Genomic DNA, 13,788 nt, shown 5'->3' on the forward strand with positions numbered 1-13,788 from the left:
GACGGACTCGCGTGCGATTGGGATGTCCGTTGCCCGGACTTGGTCGGGCCGGGGCAACGTCCGCTTGCGCAGTAGATCGCACGAAATCCGGCTACCCGTGAGGATCCAACCGCGTGTTACGACCTGCCAAGGCAGCCGTCCTGATGCGTCATTCTCCCGTTACCGCGGTGGCGGGCCGAGCCAGATTCGGGTTCGTTCCTTCGCCGGCGAACGGCGTCAGGCGGAACGTCACGGCGGTCGGTGCGAGCGGGATGCGGTAGGCGGGGAGGGGCTTGCCGACTTCGCTCCACTCGGTATCGCCGCCGACGCCCCACTGCGCGGCGTCGACCAGCAATGTGACCTGGCCGTGCGGCACGACGTCACTCGACTTCCAGCTGCCCGGCGTCTTGCGATCGAGATCTGCATAGGGGAACGCCAGCGCGTTCATCATCAGCGGCCGGTCGCCCTGGACGCGAACGCCGCCCGCCGCACCCGACAGTTCCATCCAGCGTACGTCGACCTTGTTGCCGGTCTCCTGCGGGCGGATATAGTCGTGGTTCTGTTCCGCGATCGCGCCGCGCCACAGGCCGATCGGCGCCGAGGTTTTCCGATCGACATAGCTCTCGTGCGGGCCACGCCCATACCATTCGACCGTCTTCATCTCGGTCGGCATCGCGAACGCCATGCCGATGCGGAATGGCCCTGGCAGGTCCTGCTTGATCGGCGTGAAGCGGCCCGCGATCCCGACCGAGCCATCCGCCGCCATCGTGTAGCGCGTCTCGAACGACGCGGTACCATCGCCCAGATCATAGCCGACGACGATCGCGCCGCGATCCGCGACGATCGAGCGGACCTTGCGGGTGTCGCTCATCGTCTTCCACATCGCCAACTGCTTGGCGGTGCCGATGCCGAGGTCGTTGTCGGTCACAGCGCGCCAGAAATGCGGCTGGCCGCCCGTCGCCAGAACGCGACCGTCCTTGCGATAGCCGGTGATCAAGCCGGTCTTGCGATCGATGTCGAGCGACGCGCCGCTCGCGGCCAGCGTCAGGCTACCGCCCGTCTGGCGCACCGCGACATCGTTCGCATCGGCAGCCGGCACGGTCGCCGCGCCGGGGGCTAGCGCGAACTGTTCGAACCCGAGCACCGTACCGCCCGCCACCAGCGGCACCGAACCATCCTTGGCGTGGACCTTCACCGTGACGAAATACTCCGCCCCGGGTTTCCGCGGCACTGCCGCGATCGGCAGCGTGATCGTCTCCGCGGTCCGCGCCGCGGTGGTCAACCCGGGCAGCTTGCCCGATGCGACCGCGATGCCGTTCTCTTCCACCGTCCAGTCGAAGTCGAAGCCCGACAGGTCGCGGAAATCATGCCGGTTGCGCACCGTCACCTTGCCGGTCGCGGCGTCGAAGCCGTCGAACTGGACCGGCGCATACACTTTCCGTAGTTCGTAGAAGGCGGGGTTCGGCGTGCGGTCGGACTGGAGCAGGCCGTCGCCGAACTCGATGTCGCCACCAGGGTTCGGACCGTATTCGCCGCCATCGCCCCAATAGCGCTTGCCGTCCTTGGTGTAGCGATACATCGACTGGTCGACCCAGTCCCACACGAACCCGCCCTGCAGCTTGTTCGGGTGGGCGTAGATCGTGTCCCAATATTCCTTCAGGTTGCCGCCCGAATTGCCCATCATGTGCGCATATTCGCACTGGATCATCGGCTGCTTGAAGTTCCAGTTGGTCGCGTAATCCTCCAGCTTGACGACCGGATCGTACATCGGCGCATAGATATCGGCATAGTAATTGGGCCGATGGTCGGTGACGCCGTCGAACGTACCCCAGCCGAGATAGCTGATCAGCCGGTTCGGGTCGCGCGCCTTCGCAGCCGCCGCGGCAGCCTCGAAATTGGGACCGATGCCCGCCTCGTTACCAAGCGACCAGAAGATGATCGACGGGTGGTTCTTGTCGCGCTCGACCATGTTGACGACGCGGCTGACATGCGCGTCCTTCCATGCCGGATCGAAGCCGACCTGGAATTTCGCGCGCGATTCAGGGTGATTATTGCCCTGCTCCATATACGCGTGGCTCTCGATATCCGCCTCGTCCATCACATAGAGACCGTAGCGGTCGGCGAGCTCGTAGATGTACGGATCGTTCGGATAGTGCGAGGTGCGCAGCGCGTTGATGTTGGCGCCCTTCATCAGCCTGATGTCACGCTCCATCGATTCGTGGCTGACGACGTGGAAGGTTTCCGGATCATGCTCGTGGCGGTTGACGCCGCGGATGGTGATCGGCTTGCCGTTGACGCTGACGAGCCCGTTCTTGATCGCCACCGTGCGGAAGCCGATCGACTGCGCGGTCGACTGGATGACCTTGCCCTTGGCATCGGTCAGCTCGACGACCAGCCGGTAGAGATTGGGCGTTTCCGCGGTCCAGGGCTTCACGCCCGGCACACGTCCGGCCAGCATGACGGTACGCTCATCCTTGCCGGCGGGCACCGCGACGCGGCCCTCGATCACCTGGCGCTCGCCGTCCAACAACGCATAGCGCGCACTGGTCGCGGCGCCCGGCGTCACCGCGAGATCGAGACCGAGCACGCCGTCGCGATAGTCGTCGGACAGCCCGGCGTGAACGAAGGTGTCGCGTACGCGGGTGCGTGGCGCGGCCATCAGGAAGACCTCGCGCTCGATCCCCGAGACGCGCCAGAAATCCTGGTCCTCGAGATAGCTGCCGTCGGACCAGCGATGGACCTGGATCGCGATCGTGTTCTTGCCCGGCGTCAGATAGCGCGTGACGTCGAACTCGCTCGGCAGCTTGGAATCTTCCGAATAGCCGACCGACTGGCCGTTCACCCAGACCTGATAGGCGGAGCCTGCCGCACCGATGTGGAGAATGACGTCCTGACCCTGCCAGCCCGGCGCGATCGTTACGTCGCGGCGGTACGAGCCGACCGGGTTGGTCGCGTGGGGGATCAGCGGGCGGTTGGCGGGGAAGGGATAGACGATGTTGTTGTAGCGAGGCTGGTCATAGCCTTCGGTCTGCCAGTCGGCGGGAACCTTGATGCTCTTCCACGCGGAGGCGTCGTAGTCGCGCCGCTCGAACCCGGTCGGGACCGCCTCCGAACTCGGCGAGAACTGGAACTGCCAGGCTCCGTTGAGCGACTGGAACCGCGCCGACTTCGTGCGATCCCCGGCAATCGCGGCAGCGCGCGTCTCGAACGGAAAACCGGTAGCGCGGGCGGGCATCTTGCCACGCGCGAACACGGCGGGGTTTTCCCAGTCGGGCCGGGTCGGATCGACCTGCACCGGCTGCACCCTCGGGGGACGGGCGCCGGGAAGCTCGGCGGGGGCCGGGGCGGCGGCCTGCGCCCATGCGGCGCCGATCGAGGCGATATTGCCAAGCGCGACGATCGCGACGCCACCTAAGAAACCGAATTTTTTCATGCCGAGATCTGGTCCTTGTCAGTCGCTTGCACGCCGAGTGTATCTGGCGCGGGCAGGATCGTCACCGGATCCCGCCCACGCCCAAGTATCGCGCCGGGTATCAGAAGGAGAAGCGTACCCCCGCGTCGTAGCGCGGTCCGAAATTCTGGTACGTCAGGATCTGATTGTCGAACCGTCCGGTCGTGATGTATTTCGCGTTGAACAGGTTCGTACCCTCCAGGAAGACCTGCGCGAACGGCGTCACGTTGACCGCGACGCTGCCGTCGAACTGGCCATAGTTGCGAACGAACACCGGCTCGTTGCCGGGGCCGCCCGCCAGCGTCTGCAGGAAGCGTTCGCGACGGTTATAGGCCATGCGGGCCGAGATGCCGTATTTCTCGTAGAACACCGTGGCGTTCTGCGAATTGCCGATCCCTTCCGCGGCGAACGACGTGCCGACCTGCGTGATGTCGAACTCGCGGTTGGTCTTCACGAAGGTCGCGTTCGCCTGGACGCCGAAGCCGCTGAGCACGCCCGGCAGCCAGTCGAACGTGTGCACCAGGTTGAGCTCCAGACCCTTCACCTTGAGCGACTGCGCGTTGCGTGGCCGGCGGACGCTGAACTTCGCGGTGTTCGCGCCGACGATCAGGCCGCCGACCGGAATGTTGCCGGCATTGGCGATCGGGAACAGTTCCTCGCCGAAGCTCTGGACGATGAAGTCGTCGATGGTCTTGTGGAAGACCGCCGCCGACAGCGTCGTCGTCCGGGTCGGATACCATTCGAGCGACGCGTCGTAGTTCGTCGCACGGTAGGGTTTCAGCGCCGGGTTGCCGCCGCTCGCGGTCAGCGTGGCGGGGCGCAGCGTGTCGTAGCTCAGGCTCGGCGCGAGATCGCCGATCGCCGGACGGGTGAGCGTCTTGTACGCCGCCAGACGAAGCTGCAATTTCGGCGTGAAGCTAAGCTTGGCGTTCAGGTTCGGCAGGAAATTACTGTAGCTCGACCGGCTGTTGACGGAGACGCCGACGCGGTTGTTGGCATACACGCCGTTGTAGATGGTCGGATCGCCAGGCACCGGCAAAAGATCGGTCAGCAGGAGCTGCTGACCACCTGATACCAGTTCGGTGTATTCGTAGCGCGCACCTGCGTTGATGAACCACGGCAACCCCGCGACGTCGCCGTCGAGGTCGACGTCCGCGTAGCTCGCATACACCACTTCCTTGACGCGGTTGGACGGCTGACGCGACACGGCATAGCCGTTGCTGGCTGCAAACAGCGCGGCGGTCGTGCCCACCGGCTGGTTGCGCGCCCGGTCCAGCGCCGCAGCGGCGGACGCGCTGTTCAGGAACGCAAAATATTTCGTGGCGTCGAACGTGAGGAACTGCGTGGGTACGGAGCCGCTGCTCGCACCGAGCGAATTCAACGTGTACGGACTGAGCAGCGACGCGTCCGCCGATGTCGAATAGCCGCAATAGACGCAGCCGACGTTCGGGTCGGAGGTGATCGGCACGTTGCTCTTGTCGCGCGAAGTGCGGTTCAGGCCGAAGCGGATCGTATCGATGATCCCCCAGCCTGGCTTCCAGTCGGTGTTCCAGCGATATTCGGTCACCTTCTCGGTGACGTCGTTGCCATTGATCCCGGCGATGTGCGTCTTGCCGCGCGACGGGTCGGTCAGCGCGCCGGCATTGTAGCCGAAGGTCGACGGAACATCGTCGTCGCCTGCAGCCGTGAAGGAATAGCTGGTCGGGGTGCCGATCACCGCGAAATAGCTCTTGCCACCGCCCGCGTTCTTCGCGCGCGACCACGTGGCGTCGAACACCATGTGGACCTGGTCGTTGGGCCGCCATTCGGCGTTGAAGCCGGCTTCGTAGGTCTTGGTCTCGCGGACCGCCCCGGACGAGATGAAATCGGCGTTGCCGTTGGTCGTGAGCGCAGTGATCGAGCGATTGCCGTCGATCGCCGCGGCGGTGTAGCTCGATGGTTCGAACCAGCTGCCGAGCGCATGCGTCTGGCTGTCGCTCTTGAAGCGGTTGAACAGGCCGTCGACGGTGAAGGTCAGCTCGTCGCTCGGCGCATACTGCGCCACCAGCGTCGCGCCGAGGCGGGTGCGGTCGTCGGTGGTGGTGCCGACATTCTGGTTGCGCGGCGCGTAGACGTTGGTGAACAGCGGCGCGTTGGTCGGTCCGACCGTCGTGTTCGGGATATAGCCGTCGGTGGTGATCGACGTCACCGCCGCCTTGCGACGCTGGTACGACACCGAGCCGAGCAGGCCGAGCTTGCCGTCCGCGAACGTGTCGCTGAGCAGGCCGAACAACTGCGGCGTGAACTTGTCGCTGTTCTTCTCGTAGTTCGCCTTGCCGGTGAAGACGCCCTTGAAGCCCTTCAGCGCCAGTGGCTTGGGTGTCTGCAGGTTGATCGTCGCGCCGATGCCACCGCTCTGCAAGGGAGCCTGCGAGCTCTTGTACACCTGCGCGCCGCTGATCAGTTCGGCGGGGAGAAGATCGAACGAGAACGACCGGTTATAGTTGTCGGAGGCGAAGCTGCGACCGTTGAACAGCACGGTGTTGAAGTTCGGGCCGAGACCGCGGACCGTGACCGACTGGCCTTCGCCGTTGCTGCGATCGATCGCCACGCCCGGAATGCGCTGGAGCGATTCGGCGACGTTGGCGTCGGGGAACTTGCCGAGATCCTCGGACGAGATCGCATCCAGGATACCGGCTGCGTCGCGCTTCTGCGCGGCCGACGACTCGATGCTGCGACGGATGCCGGTGACGACGATGTCGGTCTGGCTGGCCTCGGCGCCGGTCTGGTCGGGCAGCGTCGTGGACTGATTCGCTGCGGCCTGGTCGCTGGTCGCCGGCACCGTCTGCGCCATCGCCGGAACGGCTGCGATCATGGCCCCGAGGGCGCTCGCGAGCCCACATGCCGTATAAAGATGCCTAGATTTTACGCGCCCCGGTTTGGTCATCATCGCTCTCCCTCTGTATGCCGTTGTCGACCAGCCTCGATCGGGCTGGTTCAATCGTTTGCTACGGTATTATCTTATAAATAGCATCATAAAAAATATTGCTCCATAGCGCCAAAAAATACAGGAGAAGTGATGTCGAACGCTGATCATCCCCAGGGCGCCATCGAGACCATCGTCGTGGTGGGAGGGGGCTCCGCGGGTTGGCTGACGGCCTGTCGACTTGCGGCGCGATCGGTCAGCCGGGGAAGCAAGCTCAAGGTTCTCTTGGTCGAATCCGCCAATGTCCCGAGCGTCGGCGTCGGCGAGGGGACGTGGCCCACGATGCGCAACACGCTGCGCAAGATCGGGATCGGCGAGACGACGTTCATTCGCTCCTGCGACGCCGCGCTGAAGCAGGGCGCGCGCTTCGTCGGATGGACCGACGGCACCGCCGAAGATGCCTATTATCATCCGCTCAATCCGCCGGCGGGGGCAGGGGAGGTCGATCTGTCGCCCTATTGGCTCGGGCTCGGCCTGCCGGGGGACGACGCGACGCAAGGGGCGGGCGTGCAGTCCGGCGTCGAGGGACGCAGCTTTGCCGACTGGGTCGATTACCAGTCGGCGCTGTGCGATGCGGGGTTGGCACCCAAGACGATCACGGCCCCCGAATATGGCGGCCATGCCAATTATGCCTATCATCTCGATGCAGGTAAGTTCGCGACGCTGCTCCGCGATCATGCCGTCGGGTCGCTCGGTGTCGAACATGTCATCGGCGACGTCGTTCGCGTGAACCGTGCCGATAATGGCGACATCCGCGATGTCGAACTCGGCGACGGAAGGAGCTTGGCGGGAGACCTGTTCGTCGACTGCTCGGGCTTTTCCGCCTTGCTGATCGGCGGGGTCTACGATGTCCCGTTTCGCAGCTGCCGCGACATCCTGTTCGCCGATCGCGCGCTTGCGATGCAGGTGCCGTATCGGGGTGAGGACGACCCGATCGCCTGTCATACCATTTCGACCGCGCAGGACGCGGGCTGGATCTGGGATATCGGGCTGTGGACGCGCCGCGGCGTCGGTCATGTCTATAGCAGCAGCTACACGAGCGACGACGAGGCCGAGGCAGCGTTGCGCCGTTACGTCGGCCCCGCGGGCAACGCGCTGCCCGTCCGCAAGATAGCCTTCGAACCCGGACACCGCGAGCGGTTCTGGCAGAACAACTGCGTCGCCATCGGCCTGTCGGCAGGATTTCTCGAGCCGCTCGAGGCGTCGGCATTGATGCTGATCGAAACGTCGCTCGATACGCTCGTCGATCGACTGCCGCAAACCCGCGGGGCGATGGATTCCATCGCGCGACAGTTCAACGAAACGTTCAGCCACCATTGGCAGCGGATCATCGAATTCCTGAAGCTGCATTACGTCGTCACGCAGCGTCGCGACACTGCGTTCTGGCGCGACAATGCGGCGGCGGCGTCTGTTCCCGAAGGGTTGCGGGAACGGCTTGAGCTCTGGAAACACCATTCGCCCGCGCCGCAGGATTTTGCACACGCCCGCGAGGTGTTTTCCTGGCCGAGCTATCAATATGTGCTCCACGGCATGCGCTTCGGCAGCAGCTACCGCGGCGAGCCCGCGACGGCCGAGGGCGCGACGGTCGCCGCGTTCGTTGCGCGTAACGAACGGGTTCGCGCCGAGTTGGTGAGCAAATTGCCGAAGCACCGTGATCTCTTGCGCGCGGTGCGCGAGCATGGACTGCAGCGGGTATGAGCCGCGTTCGCGCGCTGAACCGGGCCGAACACGCAACGCTTCGCTTCGATCGTACCGTCGTCGGGGCGTCGCAGCGCATCGTGCAGATCGGCCTGTCCGAACTCGCGCTGGCGGCGGCGGACATGCCGCTCTGCCTCGCCAAGGACGCCAATACGGGACGGTTCAACCTCGTCGCGCTCGTCGGCCTTGTCGAGCCGATCAATCTCTTCGTTCACGATCGTCGCTTCCACGCGACCTATTGTCCGCGCGCGCTGCAGTTGAGCGCTTTCCGGCTGGACCAGAACGGCGTTGCTGGCCTTGCCGTCGCCGAAGACGATCCGGCGATCGGCGCATCTGGCGACGCCCTGTTCCATGATGGTGAGCCGTCGCCGCTGCTGACGGGCGTCGCCGCGGCGTTGGAGACGCTGGTAACCGACATCGGCGCGGCGCGCGACCTGGTCGACGGCTATGCGGCGAACCACCTCGTCCGTCCGCTCGATCTCGTGCTGCAAGGCGATGACGGACGAGACCATGCGATCGAGGGGCTGTACACGATCGGCAAGGAAGCGCTGATGCGACTACCCGACGCCGACGTGGTTCGGCTGCATCGTTCGGGCGCGCTAGCCTCGGCCGCGCTTCTCACCGCATCGCTCGCGCAGGTCGAGCGGCTGTGCCAGCTTCACAACGCGGCCGGACGGCAGCCGCTTCGTATAACTCGCCTGTCCCACGACGACGGGCTGAGCGCGTTCTAAGGCTGTTGGGCCGAACGACGGTCTGCGATCACGTCCGTCGTGACCGCAGACCGTCGCACTCTAGCTGACCGCGTCGAACACGAATGCGACACCAACGAAGTCGCCCTTGAGCGGCGCACGCAGTCCGCGCTCCATCCAGTAGGCGCCGCTCGCGCGTGCGGGCACGCCCTCCGGCAACACCCCGCCACCCAGGATCGACACCCGGTAGGTGATGCTTGGATCGAGACCTTGCGGATGGTTCGGCGCGGGATTGTCGCGCCACATCGACGAATGCAGCATCTGGAACATCACCCCCTGGCGGTGATCCTGCGCAACATACATCGTCGCGGACGTCGCATTGTCGGTCGACGGCGGATCGATCCGGTACAGCTGGCCGCGCTGCACCGTCTGCCGGATCGTCTTGTACGCGGCGACCCATTTGCTCGCGGTGGTGAAGTCTTCCTGTTGCCACTTGTCGAGGTTGGCGCCGATCCCGAGGCCGCCCTGCATCGACGACAGGAAACGATAGTCGAGCGAGGTCGTCCGCGTGTTCGCCCAATTGGGGCTGTCCGTCACCCACGCCATCATCACTGACGTGGGGTAGGCTTGGGTAAAGCCGTCCTGGATCATCAGCCGGTCGGCAGGGTCGGTATTGTCCGATGGCCACACCTCGTCGGTGAGCCCGAGGATGCCCAGATCGACGCGCCCGCCGCCGCCCGAGCACCCCTCGATCTCGAGCTTGGGATGCCGCCGCCGCAACTCGGTCAGGATGTGATACAGGTTGCGGACATAGTCGACATAGACGCGCTGCTGATCCTGCACGGGCATGTCGGGCCAGCCGGGCTCGGTCCAGTTGCGGTTATAATCCCATTTGAGGAACGCGATATCGTTCTCGCTGACGAGCTTATCCAGCACGCCGAGCAGATGGTCGCGGACGTCTTTCCGCGCGAGGTTGAGTACCAGCTGGTTGCGACCCTCGGTCCGCGGTCGGCCGGTGTAGTTCAGCACCCAGTCGGGATGCGCGCGGTACAGATCGCTGTCGACATTGACCATCTCGGGCTCGACCCACAGGCCGAAATCCATCCCCAGCGTATGGACCTTGTCGATCAGCGGCTTCATCCCGTTCGGGAACTTGGTCCGGTTGACCGTCCAGTCGCCGAGCCCGGCCTTGTCGCTGTTGCGCGCGCCGAACCAGCCATCGTCGACCACGAACCGCTCGACGCCGATCTTCGCGGCCTTCTCGGCGAGCGCTTCCTGGCCCGCCTCGGTCACGTCGAACGCGGTCGCTTCCCAGCTGTTGTAGAGGACGGGGCGGAGCTTGGCCTTGGTGCCGCCGGGCATGATGTGTGCGACTTCGAACTTGTGGAAGGTCCGCGACGCGCCGCCCATGCCTGCGTCCGAATAGCCAGCGTAGAAGATCGGCGTGTCGAGCGTCTCGCCGGGCTTCAACGACCAGGAAAAGTCGTAGGGATTATACCCGCCCATCACGCGGATGCGGCCGAGATTGTCCTGGCCGACGCTGATTCGGAACGAGCCCGACCAGGCGAGCGCACCGAACCAGACCGGGCCGTGCTCCTCGCTCGTGGCACCCTGCCTGCCGATCGCGAAATACGGATTGTTGCCATGCCCGGTCGAGCCGCGGCGACTCTCGAGCACCGTCAGCGCGGGCGTGATCGCGACGTCCTTTTTCTGCCACTCCGCCGCATGGCGCCCGGTCAGGTAATGCAGGCGGTAATCGTCCCCGACCGGCAGCGTGAACACGGCGGAGGCGATCTGATCGACGCGGACCGGGCGGCTGTCGCCGTTGTGCACCGATGCCGAGCGCGCGAGCACGCCCGTCTCGGGATCGATCGTGTACCGGAGCGTCACGGTAAGCGGGCGGCGGATATCCGCCAGTTCGACGATCAACGTCTCGCCCCTGACCGTGTGCGATCGATATTTGAGCACGAGATCACGATTGCCGTCGCCGAAGATCGCCTTCAGCCCGGGATCGCTGACGAGGCCCTCGCCCTGTCCGGGATATTCCTGCAGCGTCACCGAGCCCGCGGGATCGAACCCGGAAAGCTCGCCAGGCGCCTTGACCAGCACCGGATCGCCGGTCCTGACGGGATCGGTGGCGACCAGCGGATCGCCCGCTGCAAGCGGTGCTCCCCAATAGAGCGGCTGCAGATATCCCTTCTCGTCGACCCCCATCGCGTAGGTGACACCCGCCCCGTCGAGGCGGAAGATTTTCGCGCCTGGAGGTGCCGTGACCTTCGCCTGAGCCGCCGTCGTGAACACTGCCGCGATGATCCCCGAAACGAGGAACAACCCCTTCTTCCGCATACCTACCCCCTGGCGTTGCGCGGTCCGGTACGGCCTGCAAGCGATTGCAGTCGTGGTATGATAATTAGTGCTTTGGTAGCAAGCGATGAAACTTACGCGGTGCTGTTAGATGCGTTGCTCACCAAGGGACGAAGGTCATTTACCACCGGCTGGCGGCTCGCTGGCTTTACGGTCGAACTTCAGCTTGGCCCAGACCGGGAAATGGTCGGACGGGTATGTGGCGCCTTGGTGGATCGTGCTCGTCTCGACCTCCGTGGCGTGAACGCCGCGAAGGAACAGATAGTCGATCCGGCGGTCCGGGATACCGGTAAAATCGTGGAACGTGTTTTCCGGACCCCGTCGAATTTTCGCTTGTTCGCGCGCGTCCGACAGTGCGGCGGAGAGCGTGGCGTAGGCGCTGCTCGATGGTATCGCGTTCATGTCGCCCGCGAGGATCACCGGCAGACCTTTGGCGATACGCGGCAGGCGGGCAACGATGAGGTCTGCGGCCCGGCGCCGAGCATCCGCGTCCTGGTCGCGGTGTGGCAGATGCGTATCGACGAACAGGAACCGTCGGGACGGCTGGTGACGCGTTTCGAAAATCGCCCAGTTCGCCATGCGGGCGAGGTCGGTGCCCCAACTCATGCTCCCGATGACCTCGGGCGTCTCCGATAGCCAGAAGTCACCGTGCTCGACGATCCGCAGACGGTCGGGTCGATAGAAGATGCCCATATGCTCGTCGGTGTGGCCACCGCGACGATCGCGCCCGAACCAGCGATAGTGCGGCAACCCGGCAACGAGATCATCGCCCTGGCGCTGGAGCAATTCCTGCGTGCCGATCAGGTCGGGATGCAGATGCTGGATCAGCCCGATCATGACAGGTCTGCGTTCCGACCACGCATTGGGCGCCTCGTCGGAGGCATAACGCACGTTGAACGTCATGACGCGGAGCGAGGGCGCACACCCCGCGAGCAGCGCCGCGAGCGTCAGGACGGCATGCCGACAGACAATGGTATTCACGGCCTTCTCCCAATGTGATCACGGTGTGTTGGATGCTCCAGCCGGCGGACGCTCAACCAAAGCGTGTCGGCATCATCACTACGAACGGCAAGGTCGGCATATCTGGCGGTAGCGCTGCGATTATTACATCAAGTTTCCTAATTCAATCGAACCTTCTATGCGGGTTTGCAACGTGTCGCGGCGTCGGATCGTCGCGCTTGACGAGGGGAGTTGCACTTGACGCTCGTTCCCGCGCGGAGGATTGGTAGCGCACCTACTCGAGCAGGATGCAGGACCGGAATGAGAGACGACCGCGCACTGCGTCTCCGAATGTCACCGCCATCGATGGCAACTTCGTCAGGCGTCCATGACCCAAGGTGAACGGCCTCGGCTGTCCGGGACCAACCTGGAACGTGCGGCGGATCACAACCAGCGCGTCACGTTGCAGGCGATCCGCGTCGGCGGCGCGTTGACGCGTGTCGATCTCGCCCGGATCACCGGCCTGACGGCACCGGCGATCGCGAACATCACGCGACGTCTGACCGAAGACGGACTGATCGAGGAGGCGGGGCAGCGCCGCGGCGGACGCGGGCAGCCACCTACCAACCTCAGGGTACGTCGCGACGCGTGCTATTCGATCGGCATCAACATCGATCGCGATCACGTCACCGTGGTGCTGGTCGATTTCGCCGGTCAGGTGCTGGCGCGGAAATCGGTCGAAGTCGATTTCGCGCTCCCCGATCAGGTGCGGTCGCTGTATCGCAAATCGATCAAGACGATGTTGCGTCAGGCGAACGTCGAAAGCTCGAAGCTGGTCGGTCTCGGCGTGGCGGTGCCCGACGACCTGGGATCGGTCAGCCTGCCCGGTCGCCCGGCGGGATACGCCGCGTGGGAGGGTCTGGATGTCGCCGAACTCTTTGCCGAGCCGCTGCCGCTGCGGGTGTTCGTCGAGAACGACGCCGCGGCGGCGGCCCTGGGAGAGATGCAACTGGGGCTTGGCCAGCGTTACAACAGCTTTTTCTATATCCTGATCTCGGCGGGGCTGGGCGGCGGTTTCGTCCTTGATGGCAATTATGTCCGGGGTGCCAATGGCCGCAGCGGAGAATTGGGCTTCATGTCGGCTTCGGTCGAAACGGGCCAACGCGAGCAGGTCCAGAAGCTGGTCTCGTTGTCGGGTCTCGCCGAGTATCTGGCACGGCACGGCTTCGGCGTCGCGGCGCTGCGCGACGAAGCCCCCCCGCCCGATTTCGCGCGCTGCCTCGACGGTTGGGTCGAGCAGGCCGCGCACCGGCTTTGCACGCCGCTCGATGCGATCAACTGCCTGATCAACCCTTCGGTGGTGCTGATCGGAGGACGGCTGCCACGCCAGGTCGTCGAACGCCTTGCGCAGCGCCTGAACGCCATCATCCGCGATGCGACCGATGCGCCGTCCATCGCAAGGGTCGAACGCGCGGCGTTGTCCGAGGACGCACCCGCGGTGGGCGCCGCGATCCTTCCGTTCAGCCACTTCCTGCTGCCGAAACTGGGCGCCTTGTGGAAAGCGTCCACGCCCAACGGGGACGTGATGCCCGCAGATTGATCGGGTGGTGGGCATCTGACGGACAGCGCTGGACAGATGCGGACGGGCGACCGGCCGCTCTTCTCGCCATGTCGACAGAAATCGATTGCAATGACCCCGTGTC

The 13,788-nt window shown here is 64.8% G+C and carries 7 protein-coding genes; 3 read left to right on the forward strand and 4 right to left on the reverse strand.

Annotated elements, in window-relative coordinates:
- Positions 1-148: 148 nt before the first annotated feature.
- Both O6Y00_RS10385 and O6Y00_RS10390 read right to left on the reverse strand, forming a co-directional pair.
- Positions 149-3,412 carry a glycoside hydrolase family 2 TIM barrel-domain containing protein gene (locus O6Y00_RS10385; RefSeq protein WP_353442508.1) on the reverse strand — a complete coding sequence of 1,088 codons (3,264 nt, stop codon included), beginning with the start codon at positions 3,410-3,412 and terminating at the stop codon, positions 149-151.
- Positions 3,413-3,512: 100 nt separating this feature from the next.
- Positions 3,513-6,284, reverse strand: coding sequence for a TonB-dependent receptor (locus O6Y00_RS10390; protein WP_353442510.1), 2,772 nt, complete (start codon positions 6,282-6,284; stop codon positions 3,513-3,515).
- 204 nt (positions 6,285-6,488) lie between these two features.
- On the opposite strand from O6Y00_RS10390, the gene O6Y00_RS10395 reads away from it, so the two are divergent.
- Both O6Y00_RS10395 and O6Y00_RS10400 read left to right on the forward strand, forming a co-directional pair.
- Positions 6,489-8,093, forward strand: a complete 1,605-nt coding sequence (locus tag O6Y00_RS10395) for a tryptophan halogenase family protein (protein WP_353442511.1) — start codon at positions 6,489-6,491, stop codon at positions 8,091-8,093.
- Positions 8,090-8,824 carry a SapC family protein gene (locus O6Y00_RS10400; protein ID WP_353442512.1) on the forward strand — a complete coding sequence of 245 codons (735 nt, stop codon included), beginning with the start codon at positions 8,090-8,092 and terminating at the stop codon, positions 8,822-8,824. Before O6Y00_RS10395 ends, O6Y00_RS10400 begins: the two co-directional genes overlap by 4 nt.
- A 60-nt stretch (positions 8,825-8,884) precedes the next feature.
- Here the strand turns inward: O6Y00_RS10400 and O6Y00_RS10405 are convergent, their stop codons facing one another.
- Complete coding sequence (locus O6Y00_RS10405; protein ID WP_353442513.1) at positions 8,885-11,128, reverse strand: alpha-galactosidase; 2,244 nt, start codon at positions 11,126-11,128, stop codon at positions 8,885-8,887.
- Between the two features lie 135 nt (positions 11,129-11,263).
- Positions 11,264-12,127, reverse strand: a complete 864-nt coding sequence (locus tag O6Y00_RS10410) for an endonuclease/exonuclease/phosphatase family protein (RefSeq protein WP_353442514.1) — start codon at positions 12,125-12,127, stop codon at positions 11,264-11,266.
- A 346-nt stretch (positions 12,128-12,473) separates the two neighbouring features.
- On the opposite strand from O6Y00_RS10410, the gene O6Y00_RS10415 reads away from it, so the two are divergent.
- On the forward strand, positions 12,474-13,685 hold the full coding sequence (locus tag O6Y00_RS10415) for an ROK family transcriptional regulator (RefSeq protein ID WP_353442515.1): 1,212 nt from the start codon (positions 12,474-12,476) through the stop codon (positions 13,683-13,685).
- Positions 13,686-13,788: the final 103 nt, after the last annotated feature.

The organism is Sphingomonas faeni (assembly GCF_040407565.1).
Taxonomy (GTDB): domain Bacteria; phylum Pseudomonadota; class Alphaproteobacteria; order Sphingomonadales; family Sphingomonadaceae; genus Sphingomonas; species Sphingomonas faeni_F.

Excerpts from the sequence above, each read along its gene's own strand:
- O6Y00_RS10400 (WP_353442512.1), top strand. The coding sequence starts at position 8,090 with ATGAGCCGCGTTCGCGCGCTGAACCGGGCCGAACACGCAACGCTTCGC.
- O6Y00_RS10415 (WP_353442515.1), top strand. The coding sequence starts at position 12,474 with ATGACCCAAGGTGAACGGCCTCGGCTGTCCGGGACCAACCTGGAACGT.
- O6Y00_RS10390 (WP_353442510.1), bottom strand. The coding sequence starts at position 6,284 with ATGATCGCAGCCGTTCCGGCGATGGCGCAGACGGTGCCGGCGACCAGC.
- O6Y00_RS10405 (WP_353442513.1), bottom strand. The coding sequence starts at position 11,128 with ATGCGGAAGAAGGGGTTGTTCCTCGTTTCGGGGATCATCGCGGCAGTG.
- O6Y00_RS10385 (WP_353442508.1), bottom strand. The coding sequence starts at position 3,412 with ATGAAAAAATTCGGTTTCTTAGGTGGCGTCGCGATCGTCGCGCTTGGC.
- O6Y00_RS10395 (WP_353442511.1), top strand. The coding sequence starts at position 6,489 with ATGTCGAACGCTGATCATCCCCAGGGCGCCATCGAGACCATCGTCGTG.